Consider the following 22,280-nt stretch of genomic DNA (forward strand, 5'->3'; position numbering starts at 1 on the left):
ATCTTGATTTATTAATATATAATGTATGTATATTAATAGTCAGCGGTAGCTCAAAATGTACAACATATTTGGTTACTTCAAAAGCAACAATAGTTCTAACGCACAAAATAGCAGATTAAATGGAGAAGGTTATCAATACACCACAAGAGACTATATGACAATTTACTTTAATAACACATTAGCAAGTTTCAGTAGATCATTGATAGAATTTAAAGAAAAAGCATATGGTTTTATATATGATATTGGAGCTTGGTTGAAAGCAACATATGAAAATTTCACTGAACGAGCTGAAATTCATAACTTCTATGTTCCAGAAAAACTTCCTATTAAAGCTGAGGAAATAAAGATGAAGGAACTGAATCGTAAGCCTAAGCCATTTCAAACTCCACCTATTCATCAAACAAGCAGAAGTTTTGATGCCAATATCTCAAATCAAGTTGTTGTTACTTACCATACACTTGAAGCTACCCCAACAAGATAGATCTACGCTTAAATATCTAGTACTTGAATGAGTTGAATGTTATGTTCAATAAGACCTTTACAATATTTGGATCATAGGTTTAACTTTATAAAGTTATAATCTATAGAGCTTCAATGAACGATTATCTCTCACTGTTAAATCCAGAACAGCAATTAGCTGTAACTAACATAAATGGGCCAGTTTTGATACTGGCAGGAGCCGGAACCGGAAAAACAAGAACGATTACTTCAAGAATAGCACACATAATTAGAAACGGTCACGCTTATTCTGATGAGATATTAGCAGTTACATTTACAAATAAAGCAGCAAATGAGATGGTATCAAGGGTACTTGAGCTAACGGGCACAAACATACCATGGCTTGGCACTTTCCATGCAATTGCAGCAAAAATTTTGCGCATGCACGCAGAAATTGTGGGCTTAAACCCCAATTTTACAATCATTGGTGTGGATGACCAATTACAGGTAATAAAAAATATTATCAATGAAATAAATCCTGATTACCTATCAGAAAAATATAAGACCATTATGAATATTATTCAGCAATGGAAAGAGAAGTGCTTATTGCCGTCTGAAGTGGAAGATGTTCAATCATTTAGGCCAGTTTACGTAACTGCACTTAAAGTCTATTACCAGTATCAGGAAAGGTTAAAATTCCTTAACTCTGTTGATTTTGGTGACTTATTGTTATATAACATACAACTTTTTAATAAAAAGACCGAGGTTCTGTCCTACTACCAAAACAAGTTTAAGTATGTCATGGTAGATGAGTATCAAGATACAAATGCAATACAATATCTTTGGCTAAAATACCTTGCAAAAGAGCATTCAAATATTTGCTGTGTAGGAGATGATGACCAGTCGATATACAGTTGGCGTGGTGCAGAAGTTGAAAATATTTTGAAATTTTCCGATGATTTTAAAAATGCAAAAACCGTTAAACTGGAGTGTAACTACAGGTCAACATCCCACATAATTGCAACTGCATCATATGTGATCAATCACAATAAGACTCGCTTAGAAAAAAAATTGTGGACAACAAACATTGAAGGCGAAAAGGTAAATCTAATCAAATTGTGGGACGGAAAGGCTGAAGCAAGGTTCATAAGCGAACAGATATTAAAACTCAATAAATACAGATTTAGTGATATTGCAGTGCTCGTCAGGGCTACTTTTCAAACTAGAGTTCTCGAAGAGTATTTTATAAAATATTCAATTCCCTATAAGATTATAAGTGGCGTAAAATTCTACGAACGTCAAGAAGTAAGGGATATAATTGCATATTTGAGGCTTGTTACAAATAATAATGATGATCTCGCTTTTGAAAGGATCGTAAATCGTCCAAAAAGAAGCATAGGAGCTACAACTCTAAAGAAAATATACACGACTGCTCAGGATAACAAAATTTCTTTTTTTGAGGCAGCAAAAATATTGGTTAATAGTGATCAAGTAACCGAAAGAATTAAACTCTCACTAAATGATTTTTTAAATAAAATTAAAGCTTGGGAAGAAATAGTAAGCGTAAAACCACTGCATGAATTTGTTAAAATCGTAGCAAATCAATCAGGATATATGGAAATGCTTGAGAATGAAGGAGTGACGGGTTTAGCGCGAATAGAAAATGTTAAAGAGCTCATTTCATCTTTGAAGAATTTTGACAGCACTATAACCTTCTTGGAGCATATTAGTTTGGTGATGGAAGTGGATAATATGAATAGCGATGACACTGTATATGTTATGACTCTTCATGCGGCTAAAGGGCTTGAATTCCCGTGCGTGTTTTTACCTGGTTGGGAAGAAGGATTATTTCCTCATCAAAGATCTTTTGAAGATAAAAGTGGTAAAGCTTTGGAAGAAGAGAGAAGACTTGCATATGTTGGCATAACTAGAGCAAAAGAAAGGTTGATCATTTCATGTGCAGATAGGAGGGAAATTAATAATCAGTGGCAACCAATGAGCACTTCTCGATTTATTAAAGAATTGCCAAGAGAAAATGTTGAGGTGATCAAGAATAGTGCCTACTGTTGAAGCTATAACTGCAGCTCTTACGACAAACACATCTGAATTACTTCAATTATATATTTCTCCTGGCAAAAATTCTCTGATGGTCTTAAATAAAATTTTCAGTGAATGATTATCAGACATGTTGTGTTCTGCTGATTTTATTAAGTGTATTTCAACGTCTGTTGACTTAATTTTTTCAGCTAAATTCAATGAAGTTTGATAAGGAACATCTTTATCATTAATGCTATGCAATAAGCGCACAGGACAGTTTATATCTATTGCTTCTCTGTTTAAAAGAAGGTTCTTTCTACCGTCTTCGATCAGATTTTTAGTTATTTTGTATGCACAATGCTCCGAAGTAAAATCTATTACACCTTTAGAACCTAGTTCTTCTTTTTGCTTGCCTGACAATTGCTTGAATATCAAATCTTCAGTAAAATCAGGAGCAGACGATATGCCGATTAATGCTGCAATTTTTTCTGGAAATTGAAGAGCAGTGAGCAGCATCAGCCATCCTCCCATACTTGAACCTATAATTATTTGTTTATTGCTAGTTAATTCACTTATCACTTTAGCACAATTTTTTTGCCAATCACTTATTGTATAATCAGCAAAATCACCGCTTGAATTACCATGGCCAAAATAATCAAAGAGCACAAGTGCTATATCATTTTCTTGGCAAAATTTGTAAACGGCAGTTGCTTTAGTTCCATCCATATTGGATGCAAAACCACTAAAAAAAACTATAGAAGCCTTCTTTCCTTGTAGCTTTCGATATGCTATATGGCCATTACTTCCATCGAGTAATTTACAATAATTCATACTACTTTGGCAAGGCAACCGGACTATCGCTCATCGAACGCAAATAGCTGACTAGATCTGCAATCTCTTGTGGATTGGAAATGCCTGCAAATGCCATACGTGTACCTTTTATGTAGGCTTTTGGATTTTTTAAAAAAGCAAATAACTCCTCATACTCCCATTTCCCACCTTTTTCAAGTAGTGCTTTTGAGTAATTGAATGAGCTGCCAAGATGGGCCTTTTTATTTCCAACCACGTTCCATAAGTTTGGCCCCACTTTATTCATTCCACCTTTCTCAAAACTATGACAAGCTATACATTTTTTTGCTGCTGACTTGCCTTTTTCAAAGCTAGCATTCTGCATGAGCTCTCCAATATCAAGTGCCACTTGTTCAATCTTTTGTTGAGGCTCATTGCTGGCTGCTACTATTGTTTGGTGTTCAATTTTATAATCCTCTGGGTTGTAGAGCATATCAACTACATTACTAACTATCATAATTATTAATCCAGAAAGTAAAATCGATGCTGCAATCTTATTAAGCTCCATAGTTAATTCTTATCAAGTAATGTTACTTAAATTATGCAAATATTTTCGCAAACAGTAAACAATTACCTTTATTTCACCAAAGATAGAAATTTCTATTACTTAGCTAAGTTAGGAGACTGCAATTCTATTTCTATCGGAGTAACTTGTGGTTCAATTACATAATGATCTGGAATAACATATTAAAATAGATTTCCTGCAAACTTGTCTGCAATGATTGAAACTGGAACTACTTCTATAATGTTCGTTTGCTTGACCTAAGATTCAGGAGCATTTAAACTGAATTTTATAAAGTACTAGAAATGATAGGAAATCTAAGAGGAATAGTTGATGAGGTGTGTAGCGATCACATAATCCTGAATGTGAATGATGTTGGCTACATAGTATATCTTTCAGCCAAAACTTTAAGTGCTTGTTCGATTGGAAGTAGAGTAAAATTACTTATCGACACTTATGCAAATAGCAGAGAAAACGTTACTCAGCTATATGGCTTTATAAGTAAAGAAGAACAGCAGTGTCTGCGTTTATTAGTTAAAGTGAGCGGTGTCAGCTATAAAACCGCAATGTCAATTTTGAGCAAATTAACTCCAGAGCAACTGTTTTTGGCAATTATAAATGAGGATAAACTAGCACTTAAGGTGAGTGGACTTGGCCTGAAACTCATAAATCGAATTATTACTGAGCTGAATGGCAAAGTAAGTAAATTAGAGATAAATAACAATCATTTTCACTCAATTAGTGAAGATGCTCTTTCAGCTTTGATCAATCTTGGATATGAAAGAACAAAAGCTTATGATACAATAAAAAAAATAGAAGATGAATCACCAAACTTGGACACTAAAGATATTATTCGTATGGCGCTTAAAACAATATGAAGTCAATATCATGTAGTAAGGAATACTCTGAAGATGTACGTAATTTAAATATCCGGCCTGAGCAACTTGATGATTTTGTCGGGCAAAAAGACTTAATACAAAATTTAAAAGTGTTTATAAATGCTGCACAGACGAGAGCTGAAGCTTTGGATCACGTATTGCTCTATGGTCCTCCAGGGCTTGGTAAAACAACTTTAGCACAAATTGTCTCTAAGGAGTTAAGGGTTAGCTTTCGTGCAACTTCTGGTCCATTGCTTAGTAAAGCTGGGGACTTAGCTGCAGTGCTCACTACTTTAAATGCAAAAGATGTTCTATTTATCGATGAGATTCATAGATTAAATCGTAGCATTGAGGAAGTTTTATATACTGCTATGGAAGATTTTTGCCTAGATATACTAGTAGGTGAGGGCCCATCTACCAGAACTTTAAGAATAGATTTACCACCATTTACACTGATTGGGGCAACAACACGGCTTGGACTGCTTTCTGCACCGCTGAGGGATCGTTTTGGTATTCCCCTGCATCTTGAGTTTTATTCTTTTGAGGAACTGGTTGATATTATAAAAAGAGGTGCAAGAGTTCTTTGTGCTGAAATCGAAAAGGATGCTGTGCAGGAAATTGCCTGCCGCGCCCGTGGTACTCCAAGAATTGCTTTGAGATTACTCAGAAGAATAAGAGATTTTGTTGAAGTAAAAGATGATAAAAAAATTACCTGTGAAATTGCCGGTTCTGCACTATCAAAATTGGGTATAGATAAAATGGGACTAAATAAATTAGATATGGATTATCTGAGATTTTTGTTTAACACCTCAGGACCTGTTGGAATTGACACCATATCTATTGCACTATCTGAAGATGTTGGCAATATTGAAGAAACAGTAGAACCTTATTTAATCAAGGTCAGTTTTGTAAAGCGCACACCAAGAGGACGTGTTTTAACTGATCAAGCAAGGGAATATCTCAGCATTAATTCAGTGGTATGCTAGTATTATACTATATTTTATAACATTGTATAGTATTACATTAAACATTATAATATTCTTTTATTATATGATTTGCAGGTGTTTTAGAGGCAAATAAGAAAGTCTTCTGTTATAGTGAATATGTTCTTGAAAAATTACGTAATATATGCTAGGCTGTATATAGTATGAATGTAAAAATATCAATAATTTATTGATATTTTTTAAGATTAATACTTATTAAATACTTCATATTGTAAGATTGAGTTATTGTATTTTATAGACTTAAGATAAAATGGTAAAAAGCCTTCTAAACAATTATAGAAACAGTAATTCAATTAATGGAGAAAAAGCAATGAAAAATTTTTTAATCAATAACAACGAAGAGGACGGTAGCTCAATCTACATTAATCGAATCAGAGAGCAAGATCTCTCTGCAGAGCAGAAGCTCAATGAATTAAAAGGATTCATGGAGGAGCTTGCTAGGAAAGCTGAGCTCAAGAGAATAGAGCTTGAGCGTCAGGCTGCGAGTTGCATTGATGAAACATTATCTCAAGTAGAGCTACATATACAAGATAATGAGGATTACTTTACTGATGATAATCAAGGGGTATTCGCAAATTTCTTTGAATCCCTCTTTAATCTTTTTGAAGTAAATGTAGATCCGAAAGTCTACAAAATGCTCAAGGAGAAGAAAGAGAAAAATCTGCTTCTTTCGATAATTAAGTTTTTGCGTGATAAGCTTAAGGAATTAGTTAAAAAGATCTTCAAAAAAGATTTAGATTTAAGTTGGGATAAAAGGCTAGACAAAGAGATAAAAGAATTGCAGGAGAAATTACTCAGCGGTGAGTTATCTCCTGAAGAAGAAATAGCAATACTCGAACGTTTGCAAGCGTTGCAAAATTTAAAATTGAAGCTTCAAACTTTTCTCGTGGGCTCAGTCATTGCAATGTTTGCAGAAATTTTTGCAGTTGATTTAGCAGCAGTAGTAGAGCAAGATGTAACTGAGGAAAAAAGAGACAAAAAAGCAGAAAAAACAGAATCAAAAGAAGTTCGTCAAGAAATAGAAACAAAAGTGAATGAAATCATACCAATTTCCCTATTTAATTTTTCATCTCAAGTTCCAATGCCAATTGTTCTAGACAAGCAAGAACGTGCTATTTTACCAAAGCCTATAGAAAAATTAGTAGACACTCTACCTAAACCTGTTATAAGTCACAAAAATAGTGAAGTACAAAAACTGGAAAAAATGAATAAAGAAAAGAAAGAAGCAAAAGAAGAGAAAACTGAAAAACCAAAATTAGCTGTCTGTCCACCTGCTCCACAGCAAAAGGAACACAGGAGAATTAGAAGAAATAACAAAGAGAGGGATACTTATGGGACGAAACGAATAAAAGAGCCTTCTGCTAAGAGTCAGCAAAAAGCTGCTAATGCTGCTGTGGAACTGCCAGGAGGATTAACTGATGGTGTAAGAGTTGAAAACCACGCTTCTTCAGTCAAAGAGAGAGGTGTGTAAAGGTTCTCTCTCTTTTTTTCATTCCAGACTGGTTTTTTATCTGGATTCCAGCATCAAGTGCTGGAATGACATGGCGGAATGTCATCTAAGTAGCTCTCTCTCTTGTCATTTCAGTAGCCCCTTTGATGTCATCCCAGTCTGGGATCCAGAGAACTTAGTTAAAAGAGCTGTCATTCCAGTTTAGGATCCATTTTTCTTCTGGATTCCAGCGTTACGCGCTGGAATGACATTGTCTTGAATAAAATTTGAATGAAAACCGGTCTGTCATTCAGGTAGCCCTTCATTTTCATTCCAGTGCCTCCTTTGATGTCATCCCATTACCTCCTCTCTTGTCATCCAAGTAGCTGACACTGGGATCCAGGAACTTAGTTAAAAGAGCTGTCATTCCAGTTTAGGATCCATTTTTCTTCTAGATTCCAGACTGGAATGACACCGTCTTGAATGGAAGCCAGTGCCAACGATGCGCCATATTACAATGTTCGTAAAGTTGTGTACTCAGACACTGTCATCCAGATACAATTTCATCATATAAATCTTTCCATTCTTGATTTGTTTTTTCAATTAAGTTTATTTTCCATTTTCTCTGCCAACTTTTTAGGAGTTTTTCTCTACTAATTGCTAAATTTATGTCTTTCAAAATAGACTAGTTTACAAACATTGTACTTTGACGTGAAACCAGAGATGGCTTTGCTTTTGTGTTCCCAAATTCGTTTAGTCAAATTTGATGTTATACCTATATATAGAGTCCCATTGCGTTCACTTGCAAGTATATAAATATAATAACTTTTCATATATAATAAATAAATTTACCGAATTCCAGACTGGAATGACATTAAAGGAGCTACTTGATGACACTAAAGAGGCTATTCTTTGATACTAAAGAGGCTACTTGAATGACAAGAGAGAAAGTATTGGAATGACACCGTCTTGAATGGGAGGCAGTGCCAACGATGTGCCATATTGCAATGTTTGTACAGTTGCGACTTAAGTCAATAAGGAAAGGTGTTATTCCATTACCTCCTCTCTTGTCATCCCAGTCTGGAATCCAGGAGTATAAAAATGGTGAATAAAATTTATGTTAAAAAACTGCTTGTGCTAATAATTGATTCTTAATATACTCATTACATAATAATTTAGTTTAGAGGTTGATATGCATGGTAACAATGGTTCAGGCAAAAGAGTATTTGATAATACTGCTCCAGGAGGAGGAAGGGTTGATCTGAGCAAAATAGATCCAAAGAAAATAGATGATTTTAGAGACATGATTAGACGTGAAGAGGAAAGAAAGAAAAATCAATCTAGTGGTCAGGGCACCAGTAGGAGTGGTAAGTAATTATGTTAATTAATTAGAGAGGTGGCGTTATGCCTAATAAAAGTAAAATAAATCGAGAATTAGTAAAAGCGTTTAATAGTGTTCTTCTTTCTGATAATACTGCTATTACTAATCTCACTATAGAAAAAGATCATGTTGTTCTCTCATTTGATAAAGATATGAATATTGGTCAGCGCAAAGACTACTTGAAAAATATGAGAGAGAGTATAGTAGGAAAGTTTTGTGGAGATAATGAAGATGAGGATGAAAAAGTTTTTGTCGAAAAGGCTGCCAATGATCTTTTTTATACAGACTCTTTTCCTTTTAACTTTAATCAAGGAAAATGGACTACAGATAATAGCAGACATAGGTTTTCAGTGCCAATTGAAAAAGAGGTAGTTTGTAATCTAAAATATTTGCTAGCTAATGAACTTATACGATTTACAATAGCACGTATTATAGACGATCATCCTAAAGGTCCAGATTATGTGAATGAAAATGTATACGATGTGGGTTTTGAAAGAAAATCTTATTTATACTGTAAGGGCTTTGATGATCAAGAATTAAAAAAATCTTTTGTAAAATCATTCTCATCGAGAATGGAAAGTTATGAAAATAGTCCTAAAAGATTTAAGGATTTTTTAGAAGAGAAGGGGAATTATGTATATCTAAAGAAAGGCGTTTTTGATGATCTTAAATTCATCAAAGACATAGTAAAGCATGAAGCACACTTGACAGGTCGTTGTTTTGATACTCCACAAGGCGAGATTGGAGTTAATGACATGATGAAATTTGCAGTGGTTGATTTGTTTCGTAAAGCAAACATACAAGTTGATTTTATGGTGCGTAATTCTTACTTAGGGGGTGATGAAGATTCAGTTTTAATTCCTATTATAAGTGGTAGTAATGGTAATAGATATTTAACAAGAGAAGAAGTGAATCACGTTAATAATATGTTTGGTATGGATGTATTAAATAATGTTGAAGCTTATACTTCGCAGAAGTCTCTATTGAATAGTGATAGTAAAGGATTGTACGGAATAGATTTTGCTAACCCAGACATTGCTTACTGTGTGATGGATAAGATCATGGAGAGCTCTGTAATCAATGAGGATTATAAACTGTCCATTGATCCTGCGCGTGTGCCAGCTATGAAACCACAAATTCTTGTCCCTCCTGAAAAAGTAGGGACGGATGGACCAAGTGCAGATACAAGTGCAGATAGTGATTTTGGTGATTCACCTAAGAATTCAGTTATAGGTAAATCACATAATGGAAACACAAGCAAATTCCTTAGGCCTGACTACTATGGTGAAGGTAAAGGTGGGGATGATGCTTCGGCTAAAGATAGTGGCTTTGGCCCTTCTTCAGCACGATCTTCTTTTAATAAGCCCAAAACAACATTTAACCAACCTTCTATATCACAGCCTGACCAATGTTCTGCAAAAAAGCAGACATCAACTAATAAAAAATCAATTTGTTGTATTTTATAGCTAAAGGAAATTAGGCTATTCAAAGATGAATTGTGAATGAAAGTTTATTTGCCAAGGTAGAGCTGCCTTGGCCTACAAATCTTGGTTTCTTTATCGTTTACCATTTCATACCACTGGGCAACCCAACCAGTGGTTCTTGCAAGTGCAAAAATGGGTGTAAACATACTTGAAGGGATACCGATAGCATTCATTATTATACCTGAATAAAAATCAACATTTGGATACAACTTACGTGTAATAAAATACTCATCCTTTAAAGCTATTTCTTCAAGTTTTTTTGCAATTTCAAGTAATTCATTGTTTTGCTCTAGTTTGCTTAAAATCTCATGACAAGCATCCTTTAATATAAGCGCGCGCGGATCATAGTTTTTATAAACACGATGTCCAAATCCCATTAGCTTAAATGGATCTTTATCATCTTTAGCTTTCTCAATGAATCTATCTACATCTCCACTTTGCTCTATCTCTTTTAGCATATTTATAACTGCCTCATTAGCTCCACCGTGTGCTGGACCCCAAAGTGTAGCAACTCCTGCAGACAGGCTTGCAAATAGATTAGAACCAGCTGACCCTACCAATCTGACAGCTGCTGTAGAAGCATTCTGTTCATGATCAGCATGGAGAGTAAATATTTTATCCAGAGCTTTTACAAAAAGGGTATTATTAACAGCACTGCCAAATATCATATTTAAGAAATTCTCACTATAACTTAATTTATTATTAGCATTTGTGAATTCCTGATTGTTGATATGTCTATAAATCATTGCAACAATTGCAGGAACTTGTGCTATTGCAGAAATTCCAAAATCTAAATCTTCACCATTGACATTGTTGCCATGTGTTTCATGGTAAGATGCTGACAAATTTGCAAAACATGCAACTAAAATCGACATAGGGTGAGCAGTTTTTGGAAATGCTTTGATTACATTTGTAACTTGCTCTGATACTTTGGATGATTCTTGTATTTTGAGAAGAAATTTTTTGTGTTGCTCTGAACTGGGTAGTTCACCATAGAGCAATAAATAAATCACAGCAGTAAAACTATTATTCTCTGCCAAATCAGCTATATCATGTCCCCTATACTTAAGAACTCCTTCATCTCCATCAATGAATGTAATTGTGGAAGAGCATGAAGCTGTGGAAACAAACCCCGGATCATAAGTGAATAATCCTGTCGTCTTATATAAATCCTTAATATTTAACACGTCAGGACCTACTGTTCCACTTAATACGGGCAGATCAATTTTTGACCCATTACTTAGTTCCAATAATGCTTTTTTATCCATCACTTGAGCTACTTAATTTTATACAGAATATACAAACTGAAAAGTATATATTAATACAGTTAACTTTACATTAACCGTATTAAGCGGTCATCAATGCTTTTACTTTTGCATTTAAGCGACTTATTTTACGTGCAGCAGTATTCCTATGAATGACACCTTTATTTACACATTTGTGTAAATTGGATTCAGCATTCCGAAATGCCAAGACAACATTCTCTTTGTCACCAGACTTGATTATATCAACTAATCTTCTAATAGCAGTACGAGTTTTGCTTTTTCGCATCTTATTTACTAAAGTACGCTTTGCTATTACCTTCATCATTTTTTTAGCACTCTTATGATTTGCCATATATTAATACCTGTACTTTTCTTTTAATTATAAAGTTTTTTTGTTAATTTGCAATATCAGTTTTTTCTGCAATTAATCTACTACTTCTTTCTTCAATGATTTTTTCTAAACTTTGCAAGAATTCATTTTTGTTTAACCCAGGATATATGGGAGGTAATATTTCTATTACCGCCTTTCCGGGATTCTTTCTCAGAGAAAGTATGCTTTTTGGCCAAAACAAACCAGTGTTTAAAGCAATCGGTAACACAGGAACAGATAATACGCTATATAAAGCAGCAATACCCGATTGATATTTTATATTTTGGTTTATAGTCGTTCTTGTGCCTTCAGGAAATATTATTATGCTTCTATTTTCTTTTATATGCATTTTTGCTAGTTTAATTATATGGCGTATAGAACTGATACCATCTGAACGGTTAATAAAAATCATTTTCAGCGCTATAAGATGTAAACCAATGAATGGAATCCATTTCAATTCACGTTTTAAAATAAAAACTGCTTTTCTAAAGAGTAGTATAAAAATAAATGTTTCAAATGGAGATTGGTGTTTAGATGCAATTATAAAAGGTTGCTTAGGAATGTTTTCCATTCCCCTCACTTCATATTTAATGCCACATAATAAACGCAACATGAATAATACAACTCTCACCGAGCAAACAAGGAAAATGGTTATTACACACTCAGGAAAGAAAATTACAGGGAGAGTAATTAAAGTATAGAATACTTCCCATAATATAAGGAGTAAATTAAACAATAAACTTGCAATCACAAACACACGTAAACTTATTTGAATTTAACTTTACTACAAAACTAAAAGCAATAAGTTTAATTATTGATCATCTGAGTAATAGGATGAGAATCAGCTAATTTGTCCTTTAACTTTTCATTAGCAATATGAGTATATATTTGTGTTGTAGAAAGATTAGTATGGCCAAGAATTTTTTGTATCAGCACAATATTTGCTCCGCTATTCAGTAGATGGGTAGCAAGAGAATGCCTAATCACATGTGGAGAGATTTTATTTTCATCAATATCGCACTTTCTTGCTAATTCCTTTATTAATTGACCAACTCTTTGCCTTGTAATGGGTTTATTAGGTTTATCACCTGGGAATAGCCAATCAGATTTTTTGTTGTTAGGAAGCAGATTGTCACGAATTGATAAATAATTTTTAAGACTTTGCAATGCTTGCTCATTAAAAAGGATTTGCCTTTCTCTGCTACTTTTTCCCTTTATTATTATATAGCCTTCTTTACCATTACCGTTTACTAAATGTAATACTTCACATAACTTCATATTAATTAGTTCAGAAACACGCATCCCGGAAGAGTAAAGAATATCTAAAATTGCACATAGCCTTTTACTGCTTATCTCTTTATTCGATCCGCTTGCTGATTTTTTTACTGTTTCCATGAGCAAAAATATTTCTTGAACACTTAAATACTTAGGCAAAGGACGGGAAACCTTTGGATTTCTTAATTCATTATCATTAGCCGGTGCTGGATTAAAATCTATTATTCCATCATTAAATAGGCACTTATAGAAATTTTTGATAGCAGATATTTTTCTTGATATAGAACTAGTTTTATATTTCTTTTGTGTACGTAAAAAGTTTACATAATCTTTAATATTAGCTTTACTTGCACCAACTAAGGTAGTGCCTCCTTCTAATAAAAATTTTTCAAGTTGGTGTAAATCTGAACGATAACTTTCCAAAGTATTTTGTGTAGAGGATTTTTCAGAAACCAAAGCATCTATGTAATACGTGATGTAAAGATTCTCTTTTTTATTTTGTGGTTGTTTATTTTTCATTATCAGCTCCTATATTTATTTCTTTGACTATAATTTGATTGAAAGTATTTTTTGTGTTTTTTATAAGAAAATATGAGATAAACAAAGCATTTATCAATAAAGTAAGTACTACAAACCTTTGTTTTAACCTTTTTTTTAAATTTGATCTTATTTTTACCATATTTCAATTATCACATTGAGTCTATAAAAAACATCCTGTAAAGTAAGTTTTACTATCGTATAAAATTTCCCTTAGCTATGTCTGTTTATTCTTATTATATCATAGTATTTATTATAATTTTAACATAAAGAAATAGTGATTTCAACTTCATTATTGTATGGGTATTAATAAATTTTTAATATATGTAATAAATACCTTACAAAAAAAGGAATCAATTTGCACTTTTTTTTAATAAAGTGTTAATAAAAGGAATGGTTACATTTGATCCTATAGATTCATTATCTATTTTTTCTATAACTTTATTAATGCTGTGGAAAGAACGTTCTATTCTTGCTAGAATATAATCAATTACCTTTAGATCAATTTTTAACTGTTTATCTGAAAATTGTTTTATTAGCATAATTCTTAATAATTCTTCGCTTGCAGGTAAAATTTTTACGCTGATAGTTGATAATATTCGCGAGCTTAAATCTTTTAGTTTGAAGTTAAGCTTTTTCGGTAAAATCGAAGAAGTAATTAGCAGTCTCTTATCATTTTCTTTCATGTAATTATAACAATGTAACAACATTTCCTCATCTTTAATGTTTTGTACATCTTCTAAAATAAACGCATCGCTGTACCTCATTTCGCTTACAAAATTATTTACATCAATGAAAATAGCATCGTTTTTTGATTGCCAGATATGAGCAAGGTGAGTTTTCCCAGAGCTGTTAGGTCCAAAAAGAATCAGGCATTTCCAAGATAAATCATTAACTATTGAGTTATATACGTGCTTATTTTCATCTAAGGTGATATAATTTTGCCAACAATAATCAACTTGATTATTGTTAAATAAATTTAATTGCACGTAAAGCCTCTTACATTACTACTTTTTGATAATAATTTTTGCATAAAAATTTACTTGGTCAGGTAAGGAAGCAGTATTACTACTACCCCCTCCCTTAGAAACGCAGCATGCAGGTTTCCCCACACTACGCTTGAGCCCCTTATCTAAGTTCTTCTTTTCTAGAACCGGCTTGTCCTTCATGATTCCTCAGGAAACATCATTCTTAATGGTGACACCAACAGTAGAGAACCTTCTCTTGAAAAGGAGCTTGCTAACATTCTTGTTCGTTTCACTCTCTCATCAAAATACTTTTTCCATTTTAAGTCAAGGGGATTTGCATCCGCTCTGATTTTAACATGTCGTCTGATAGGTATATCAATCAGCTTAAGCAGTCTTAAATACCGTATCTCTTTTGGTTTGTTCTTGCATATGGGTGCAGCAAAAACCCATTGGCGTTGACCCATTACTTTGAAGTAACGATTCTTTATCCAACGTAATCCTTTACGAGGATGTCTTTTCTTTGCCCATTTCCATAAACTATGCCAAATTTCATTGTCGATTTTTCTAAACGCTTTTTTAGCACACACATGGTGATAGTAATTTCCCCATCCTCTCAGTAGAGAGTTAAGTGACTTAATTACTATTACACCTACGACAATGTTGCAAATTTTTATTTTCCTTTCCATTATGTCCAGAAGAGTTCGGTAGCTCTTTTACGCGAAATACCACATTTACGTCCTCAAGGTTAATTTCAATTCTCTTGACCAATGTTCTGATAATATCACGTTTAGTTAACCAGTCTGCGTTATCAAGGTTTAACGTAATATTGGAAGAAAAGTCTTCTAAATTGGCCACAACCAGAGTTACCTCCTGTTCTAATTCCTTTTGATAAAATATCTTTTTCTTCTCTTCTTTAATTGTTTTTAAGCTTTGTTTCATTGCTTTAATTCGTGGTTCAAATTCCTCTTGATTGATATATTCTTGAGCATAACTATCGATAAGTCTAGCAATACCACGTTTTAATTTATTTTCTTGTTTCTCTAGCAGGTCACTTTTTTGATCCAATGATGATTTTTTTAGTTCTGAAAGCCTACGCTTGTATTCTTCTAAAATCCTGTTTGGATTTTTCAATAACTGCTTAACCTCTTCCCACACAGCTGTTTCTAATGCATCTGAGCGAATGGGTTTATTGTCACAAATCTTATTACCACCAAAACGGTAAGAATCTTTACCACTACAACGGTAATATGCATAATGACCACCTTCTTCTTCTCGTCTACTTCTCATGCAAGTTCCGTAACATCCGTAATTACAACGCTTACATATGACTAAACCTTGTAGTAAGTACTTTGCTCCTCTTTTTCTTGTCCTTGCTACTTTTCTATTTTCAGCTAATTGTTCTTGAACAATATCAAATATATCTTCATCTACTATATTTGGCACTTTAATATAAATCCAATTTGCTTTTTCAACAGGATAGACAGAGTGGTTACTTTTTGGCTGCTCACAAGAGCCTTTCTGTGGTCTTACTTGCTTTAATCTTACTCCTAACCTTCTTCTACCAAAAGCTGCTTGTCCTTTGTAAGCAGGGTTTTTCAACATACTCCAAATTGTACCTTTATTCCAGCGTTCTTTTCCTTTTTGTGTCTTAATGGACATAGTATTTAGCCGACGACATACTTCCCCAATACTTGTTCTTTCTCTGCCTATCCACAAAAATACTTTACGAACGACATCAGCTTCTTTTTCGTTAATCTCAAATAAAGCTTGTCCTCCTCCCATATGCTTATCTATATAACGATAACCATAAGGAGCTCCTCCCATTACATTTACATAGCCTTTGTTAGCTGCATAGATTTTACCACGACGACTTCGTTCCATAATTTTCGCACGTTCATATTCTGCTATCATACCTTGCATTTGTAACAGTAATTGAGATTCTGGGTTACCGTTAATCTCATAATTTAAAAAAACCACTTTTGCTCCTGCTTTTTCAAATTCTTCAATCAGCACCATTTGATATGCATATTTTCTAGATAAACGATCAGGAGAATGAATGTAAATCTTATCAATTTTACCTTCTGTTACTTTATCACGTAATTTTTCTAAATCAGGGCGGACTAAATGAGATCCACTGTAGCCGTTATCAATAAATTTATACTCACTTAACAATCTGTATCCGTCCAGATTAATTTGCTTCTCTAAAGCTGCAATTTGACTTTCTATCGTATTTCCTTCTACTTGTTTCCCCGAAGAAACTCTCGCATATAAACATACTGTTACCATTTGACCCTCCTTGAATCCCATTTTTATGTTTTAAGTTTTTTTGACTTATTTCCTTTGACACTACCTTTTCATAAGCATCTGATAAGCATTGTTCTGCTAACCGATTAGGTTCATAGCTACAGCTAATTTGGATAGCTAATCTCTTGTTTCTCATGACTTTTCCTTGAAATAATATGTTCATATCATTCCTTAAAGCCGATGGTTAATTGATTATTAGCGCTATAAGTAAATCGGACTCTTGGTTCTGGACACAGAAGTTTTCGAGAAATGGTTTTCTCTAGTTTTATTTTTATGTTTTTTGCAACATTGTCGGTAGTGTAAAGAAACCAGTGTCAGCTACTCGGATGACACCAAAGGGGCACTTGGATAGAGGCTACTTGAATAACACCATCATAAGGTGAACCAGTGTCAAGCACTGGAATGACAAGGAAAGGGCTACTTGGATGACAAGAAAAAGGACGCTGATATGACACCAAAGAGGCTGACACCACCATAAAGTAAATTCCACTAACACTATAGGAGACTAACATGAACTTTTTAAAATTTATCGAACTATGCTTTCAAACGGTGATGCCGGGATGTGAGTATAACAATTATCAGTATATAAAAATCATAGCAGACAGGCTTGAAGCAGCAAGTGTTGGTGAAGTGAAGCGAATAATATTCAATATGCCTCCGCGCTCGATGAAGTCTATGTGCGTGAGTGTTGCATGGCCCGCATGGATACTTGGTAATCAGCCAACCGCAAGAATAATAGTTGCAAGCTATTCTCAGCGGCTTAGCGAAAAGCATTCGCTTGACACCAGGTGCGTGATGCAGTCTAGTTGGTATAGAGTGCTATTTCCAGAGGTAGAACTATGCAAAGACCAGAACACTAAATATAAATTTCAAACAGTGCAGAGAGGATGTAGGATTGCAACATCTGTTGGTGGAACACTGACTGGTGAAGGTGGAGATTTTATCGTCGTGGATGATCCACTGAGTTCCTCTCAAGCTTTGAGCGAGACGTTTAGAAAACGTGCCACAAACTGGTTCGATCAGACTCTAATAACCAGGCTTAATGACAGGAAAAAAGGAGTTATCGTTGTTGTAATGCACAGACTACATCAAGAGGATTTGACTGGGCATCTTCTCTCCAAGCCGAAAAATATATGGCATCATGTTTGTTTGCCAATGATTTCTGAAAATAAGGAAATTATCTATTCAATCAAAAGATCCATTCTCCCTTCTCCTGTTCCTATTATTCAAGTAACTACAAATGAGTGCAAAAGCTCAACAGGCGCTACATCTTCAAGGATTTTATACTTAAAAAAGGAAGGTCAGCTGCTATATCCCCTAGATGTAGGAGAAATTGAAATGATAAAGGCTGAACTTGGGAGTTACGCTTTTGCTGCTCAATATCAACAAAATCCTCTGCCGCTTTCAAGTGGTATAATTAAGCAAGAATGGTTGAAACGCTATAGAAATTTTCCTGACAATCTCTCACATATAACTCAGAGCTGGGATACTGCAGTTTCAACAAACGATTCTAGCGGCTTTAGTGTCTGCACCACCTGGACAAAGGTGAATAATAAGTTTTATTTACTCGATGTATACCGTGCGAAGCTTGAGTATCCAAAACTTAAAGAACAAGTTCTATCACTAGCTGCAAGGTGGAAGCCACACGCAATTTTAATCGAAGCAAAAACAAGCGGTCAACAATTGATTCAAGAGCTAAAGACAATACCTGTTATTGAGATAGTGCCGCATAACAGTAAAATCGCTCGATTCCACCAGATTGTTCCGATAATAGAATCCGGCAAGGTTTTTCTGCCGCATCAAGCAATATGGCTCAGCGATTTTGAGTATGAAATTTTAATGTTCCCAGAAACCCGCCACGACGATCAAGTAGACAGCACTGTGCAATACCTTCAGTGGATGAGAGATAGTAGCTTCAGGGTTGCAGCTATACGAACATTGTGATTCAAGAGGCAATAATTTGCTACCCACAATTTCGATTATAAGCTCATTTAAAATAAATATTGCTTTTCTAGTATAATATATGATAGTTAGATGTTTTACTCTAGTTTAAAGGTAAAGTTATGGCAAAAGGATATGAAACACTGAAAAAAGTATTGAATGTAATTAACGATAAGCAAGATTTTAATAAAGATAACATAATTGAGAAAATACAAGAAGAACTAGAGAGGCAGGATCAAGATTTACATAAAGAGTGGATTGATGAGAAATTCGATATAAATCATGAATTTACCTCAGATCATCCTAAATATTTAAAGTTTACGTTATCAAGGATAGCTGCTGAGGCAGGCTATGCAAATGTGTTGGATGCTCTAATATCATCAGGATCAAACATTAGCGATAAGAGTGGAAAAGGTTGGACTCCTGTATTAAATTTAGCAGCTAAACATGGCCATATAGGAACAGTAGAAGCTCTATTAAAGATCGAAGGAATTAAAATTGATGAAAGGAATGAACATGGGTTTACCCCATTACACAATGCTGTTCATAAAGATCACAAAGAGATAGTAGAGGTTTTACTCCAAGCAGGAGCAAATGTTGATGCGCAACATTTGTATGGAACTCCTTTACATTATGCTGTTTCTTATTGTCACAAAGAGACAGTAGATGTTTTACTCGAAAAAGGAGCAAATGTTAATGCAGTAAATACACATGGAATGACCCCTTTAGATTATGCCAAGGGTCAAAACGTAGAAGTTCTATTAAAGGCAGGAGGACGTTCTTTTGTGAAAGCATTTAATAAAGGGATTGCTACCGCTGTAAAAACTGCATTATTAGGCACTGCTATAGCAGCGGTACTTTTTGCAACTGAAACAATTGCAATACCTATAGCTATAGCAGTGGTTGCAGTTATAGCAGTAGCACTAGCAGTTGGTGGTGCTACATATATGATGTTAAAGCCCAGTACTAAAGTTGATGGAGTAGCAGTCTTAATGGATGGGCGTCAAGAAGCTGCTAGCACTAGTAGGGTTACCTAGCACGTATTCGACCTAGCTGCATAAACTACTGATCATAGAAAATGACATTACAGGGACACTGGAATAACGTAGGAGAGAGCGCTGACAACTTTCGTTTAGGCAAGATTATATCTTGAAAAAATTAAGCTTTAGTGCTACTAAATATTGTAACTTCTATGCTGAAACCTGACTATGAATATGGAAAAAATACGCAATGCTAAAATAAAATTACCAATATTTCTCGATTATCAATCTACTACTAAAGTAGATCCTCGTGTTTTGGAGGTGATGATACCTTATTTTGGTGAGTTTAGTAATGCACACTCTCGTAGTCATTCATTTGGTTGGACAGCTGAGGAAGCAGTAGAAAAAGCAAGGAAGCACATTGCTGATTTAGTGAATGCAGACAGCAAAGAAATCGTCTTTACCTCGGGTGCAACCGAATCAAATAACATGGCTATCAAAGGTGTTGCTCATTTTTATAAGAATAAGGGAAATCATATAATAACTGTCTGCACGGAGCATAAGTGCGTTTTAGATTCTTGTCGACATCTGGAAAATGAAGGCTTTAAAGTTACATATTTGTCCGTTAAGCAAAACGGAATTATAGATTTGTTGAAACTTGAGGAGGCAATCACTGATAAAACAATTCTGATTTCAGTGATGATGGCAAATAATGAGATCGGAGTAATGCAACCTGTCAAAGAAATTGGTGCAATGTGTAGAAAGCATAATATATTTTTTCATACAGACGCTGCTCAAAGCTTTGGAAAAGTTCCAATAGACGTAAATGAAATGAACATTGATCTTATGAGCCTTTCTAGCCATAAAATTTATGGACCTATGGGAATAGGTGCATTATATGTCCGTAGAAAAAATCCTCGTGTTAGGTTGACGCCACTAATTAGTGGTGGTGGACAGGAGAGAGGCATGCGCTCTGGAACAGTTCCTACTCCCCTTGCAGTTGGTTTTGGTGAAGCGGCACGTATCGCTAAAGAAGAAATGGAAATAGAAGCAAGCAAATTAGAAGAGTTGAGAGATATTTTGTACAACAAAATAAAAGAGGCATTTCCTGATGTTGTTTTAAATGGTGACTACGAAAATAGGATTCCAGGTAACCTTAACTTAAGTTTTCCTTATGTTGAGGGTGAGTCTCTTATCATGGCAATCAAGGATTTAGCAGTAAGCTCTGGTTCTGCATGCACATCTGCATCTCTTGAACCTTCTTATGTCATAAGATCACTAAACAATGGCCACGATCTTGAGCATTCATCAATTAGATTTGGCCTTGGCCGATTTACAACTAAAGATGAAGTTCTATATGCAGCAGATCTTGTTACTAAAAATGTTGGACGGCTAAGAGAAATGAGCCCACTTTTGGAAATGGTACAAGAGGGAATAGATTTAAGCACCGTAAAATGGGATTCTCATTGAAGAATAAGACGTTAACCATTAGCAGAGTGATGGTTGTCTAAGCTCTTTCTATGGGTGAAATCGGAAACTTAGCTTTAAGTTCTTTGTAGATGCCACGGAACTAAGTAGCAATCCTATACATATTAAGCTCGCAGCAGTTGTGCTTCCGCCATAGGATAGAAATGGAAGTGGGTCACCTATTATAGGTAAAAGGCCTATTGTCATTCCAATGTTTATAAAGAAATGAGCACCAAAAAAGGCGAAAACCCCGATAGATATTAACTTAGAAAAATAATTTTTTGACCTGTAAGCGATAGAGAATATTATAGCGAGGAATGTGGTATAGAGTAAAATCAAAGTTATGCTGCCTAAAAAACCCCATTCCTCACTCAGTACCGCAAAAGCAAAATCTGTGCGTTTCTCTGGCAAAAATCCAAGTTGAGTTTGACTCCCATTAACAAATCCCTTACCAAATAAACCTCCTGAACCAATAGCTATTTGAGATTGCTGTGCATTATAACCTATTCCAAGTGGATCTACTGATGAATCCAAAAATGATAATATCCTTTGCTTGTGATAAGGGCGCAAAAAAGGCCAAATAGCTGGTATTGCGAAAATGCCAAGCGCTCCAAAAATTATTAAATGAGGTCTTTCCATTATTGCTGTGAATATAATTGATGCTCCTATAAACAATATTATTACAGCTGTTCCTAAATTAGGTTGCTTCAATACAAGGAATACAGGTAAGAAAATAATTATAAGTGGCTTAAATAAACTTTGAAATTTCATCATTTTATACACACTTTGTTTATTAAAATAACGAGCAAGTGCAAGTATTAAGCCCACTTTTACAAATTCTGATGGTTGTAAACTAATTGACCCAATTCTTATCCATCTTGTTGCACCCATTATATGCGAGCCAAAAAAATTTACTGCTAACAGCGCAATTACTGCTACTATGTAAAAAAAATAAGCGTGCTTCAAATAAAAATCTAGCTCTATAAATGACATAGCTATAGCAAGCAAAAAGAAGAAAGAGAATATGACCAATTGGTGAATTGCAAATGGAGCCCACTTTCCTCCAGCAGAAGAATATTGCACAACAATGCCAACGCAAAACAGAGCTATTACGTTAATGACTAATAATAAGTGAATCTTCTTCAGCTTATCCACAGCAAAAACTTTACAG

Annotated in this window: 21 protein-coding genes and 1 pseudogene; 10 read left to right on the forward strand and 12 right to left on the reverse strand. The window is 34.5% G+C overall.

What is annotated here, in order from left to right:
• The first annotated feature begins 55 nt into the window (after window positions 1-55).
• Window positions 56-481 carry a hypothetical protein gene (locus tag AAGE00_RS07780; RefSeq protein ID WP_213863846.1) on the forward strand — a complete coding sequence of 142 codons (426 nt, stop codon included), beginning with the start codon at window positions 56-58 and terminating at the stop codon, window positions 479-481.
• Between the two features lie 113 nt (window positions 482-594).
• Complete coding sequence (locus AAGE00_RS07785; RefSeq protein ID WP_007302378.1) at window positions 595-2,508, forward strand: ATP-dependent helicase; 1,914 nt, start codon at window positions 595-597, stop codon at window positions 2,506-2,508.
• Window positions 2,509-2,550: 42 nt separating this feature from the next.
• On the opposite strand, the gene AAGE00_RS07790 is transcribed toward AAGE00_RS07785, so the two are convergent.
• Window positions 2,551-3,306 (reverse strand): alpha/beta hydrolase, encoded by a 756-nt coding sequence (locus tag AAGE00_RS07790; RefSeq protein WP_213863845.1) that lies wholly within the window; start codon window positions 3,304-3,306, stop codon window positions 2,551-2,553.
• Between the two features lies 1 nt (window position 3,307).
• The gene (locus tag AAGE00_RS07795) at window positions 3,308-3,832 is read right to left on the reverse strand and encodes a c-type cytochrome (RefSeq protein WP_007302376.1); all 525 of its coding nucleotides are present in this window, start codon (window positions 3,830-3,832) and stop codon (window positions 3,308-3,310) included.
• 299 nt (window positions 3,833-4,131) lie between these two features.
• Between AAGE00_RS07795 and ruvA the strand changes: the two genes are divergently transcribed.
• The 3 genes from ruvA to AAGE00_RS07810 all read left to right on the forward strand — a co-directional run bounded on the left by ruvA (window position 4,132) and on the right by AAGE00_RS07810 (window position 7,179).
• Entirely contained in the window at window positions 4,132-4,704 is a 573-nt protein-coding gene (gene ruvA, locus AAGE00_RS07800; protein WP_007302375.1) for a Holliday junction branch migration protein RuvA, read from the forward strand.
• Entirely contained in the window at window positions 4,701-5,690 is a 990-nt protein-coding gene (gene ruvB, locus AAGE00_RS07805; RefSeq protein ID WP_007302374.1) for a Holliday junction branch migration DNA helicase RuvB, read from the forward strand. The genes ruvA and ruvB overlap by 4 nt, the downstream gene beginning before the upstream one ends.
• A 268-nt stretch (window positions 5,691-5,958) precedes the next feature.
• Window positions 5,959-7,179 carry a hypothetical protein gene (locus AAGE00_RS07810; protein WP_213863844.1) on the forward strand — a complete coding sequence of 407 codons (1,221 nt, stop codon included), beginning with the start codon at window positions 5,959-5,961 and terminating at the stop codon, window positions 7,177-7,179.
• A gap of 505 nt (window positions 7,180-7,684) precedes the next feature.
• Here AAGE00_RS07810 and AAGE00_RS07815 read toward each other — a convergent pair.
• Window positions 7,685-7,970: pseudogene (locus AAGE00_RS07815) on the reverse strand (GIY-YIG nuclease family protein).
• Between the two features lie 359 nt (window positions 7,971-8,329).
• Between AAGE00_RS07815 and AAGE00_RS07820 the strand changes: the two are divergent.
• A complete protein-coding gene (locus AAGE00_RS07820; RefSeq protein ID WP_213863843.1) occupies window positions 8,330-8,512 on the forward strand; it encodes a hypothetical protein in 183 nt (60 codons plus the stop codon).
• Between the two features lie 29 nt (window positions 8,513-8,541).
• Window positions 8,542-9,984 carry a hypothetical protein gene (locus tag AAGE00_RS07825; RefSeq protein ID WP_213863842.1) on the forward strand — a complete coding sequence of 481 codons (1,443 nt, stop codon included), beginning with the start codon at window positions 8,542-8,544 and terminating at the stop codon, window positions 9,982-9,984.
• 44 nt (window positions 9,985-10,028) lie between these two features.
• Here AAGE00_RS07825 and AAGE00_RS07830 read toward each other — a convergent pair whose 3' ends face one another.
• The 8 genes from AAGE00_RS07830 to AAGE00_RS07865 form a co-directional block, all read right to left on the reverse strand.
• On the reverse strand, window positions 10,029-11,270 hold the full coding sequence (locus tag AAGE00_RS07830) for a citrate synthase (RefSeq protein ID WP_007302370.1): 1,242 nt from the start codon (window positions 11,268-11,270) through the stop codon (window positions 10,029-10,031).
• Window positions 11,271-11,349: 79 nt separating this feature from the next.
• On the reverse strand, window positions 11,350-11,619 hold the full coding sequence (gene rpsT / locus AAGE00_RS07835; protein WP_007302369.1) for a 30S ribosomal protein S20: 270 nt from the start codon (window positions 11,617-11,619) through the stop codon (window positions 11,350-11,352).
• A 43-nt stretch (window positions 11,620-11,662) separates the two neighbouring features.
• Window positions 11,663-12,388, reverse strand: coding sequence for a lysophospholipid acyltransferase family protein (locus tag AAGE00_RS07840; RefSeq protein ID WP_012481964.1), 726 nt, complete (start codon window positions 12,386-12,388; stop codon window positions 11,663-11,665).
• Window positions 12,389-12,444: 56 nt separating this feature from the next.
• Complete coding sequence (locus AAGE00_RS07845; protein WP_007302367.1) at window positions 12,445-13,431, reverse strand: site-specific tyrosine recombinase; 987 nt, start codon at window positions 13,429-13,431, stop codon at window positions 12,445-12,447.
• 371 nt (window positions 13,432-13,802) lie between these two features.
• Window positions 13,803-14,438 carry a DnaA ATPase domain-containing protein gene (locus AAGE00_RS07850; protein ID WP_007302365.1) on the reverse strand — a complete coding sequence of 212 codons (636 nt, stop codon included), beginning with the start codon at window positions 14,436-14,438 and terminating at the stop codon, window positions 13,803-13,805.
• An 18-nt stretch (window positions 14,439-14,456) separates the two neighbouring features.
• The gene (locus tag AAGE00_RS07855; protein ID WP_012481963.1) at window positions 14,457-14,618 is read right to left on the reverse strand and encodes a hypothetical protein; all 162 of its coding nucleotides are present in this window, start codon (window positions 14,616-14,618) and stop codon (window positions 14,457-14,459) included.
• Entirely contained in the window at window positions 14,615-15,103 is a 489-nt protein-coding gene (locus AAGE00_RS07860) for a group II intron maturase-specific domain-containing protein (RefSeq protein ID WP_341815254.1), read from the reverse strand. Before AAGE00_RS07860 ends, AAGE00_RS07855 begins: the two co-directional genes overlap by 4 nt.
• Window positions 15,051-16,724: a recombinase family protein gene (locus AAGE00_RS07865; protein ID WP_341815255.1), complete on the reverse strand. Its 1,674-nt coding sequence runs from the start codon at window positions 16,722-16,724 to the stop codon at window positions 15,051-15,053. Before AAGE00_RS07865 ends, AAGE00_RS07860 begins: the two co-directional genes overlap by 53 nt.
• A 507-nt stretch (window positions 16,725-17,231) precedes the next feature.
• On the opposite strand from AAGE00_RS07865, the gene terL reads away from it, so the two are divergent.
• The 3 genes from terL to AAGE00_RS07880 all read left to right on the forward strand — a co-directional run bounded on the left by terL (window position 17,232) and on the right by AAGE00_RS07880 (window position 21,112).
• Window positions 17,232-18,665, forward strand: coding sequence for a phage terminase large subunit (gene terL, locus AAGE00_RS07870; RefSeq protein WP_213863854.1), 1,434 nt, complete (start codon window positions 17,232-17,234; stop codon window positions 18,663-18,665).
• Between the two features lie 119 nt (window positions 18,666-18,784).
• Window positions 18,785-19,699 carry an ankyrin repeat domain-containing protein gene (locus AAGE00_RS07875; protein ID WP_213863855.1) on the forward strand — a complete coding sequence of 305 codons (915 nt, stop codon included), beginning with the start codon at window positions 18,785-18,787 and terminating at the stop codon, window positions 19,697-19,699.
• Window positions 19,700-19,870: 171 nt separating this feature from the next.
• Window positions 19,871-21,112 (forward strand): IscS subfamily cysteine desulfurase, encoded by a 1,242-nt coding sequence (locus tag AAGE00_RS07880; protein WP_007302400.1) that lies wholly within the window; start codon window positions 19,871-19,873, stop codon window positions 21,110-21,112.
• Between the two features lie 48 nt (window positions 21,113-21,160).
• On the opposite strand, the gene rodA is transcribed toward AAGE00_RS07880, so the two are convergent.
• Complete coding sequence (rodA, locus tag AAGE00_RS07885) at window positions 21,161-22,264, reverse strand: rod shape-determining protein RodA (protein WP_213863856.1); 1,104 nt, start codon at window positions 22,262-22,264, stop codon at window positions 21,161-21,163.
• Window positions 22,265-22,280: the final 16 nt, after the last annotated feature.

This window comes from Wolbachia endosymbiont (group B) of Aricia artaxerxes (assembly GCF_964026975.1).
In the GTDB taxonomy this organism is placed as follows: Bacteria; Pseudomonadota; Alphaproteobacteria; order Rickettsiales; family Anaplasmataceae; genus Wolbachia.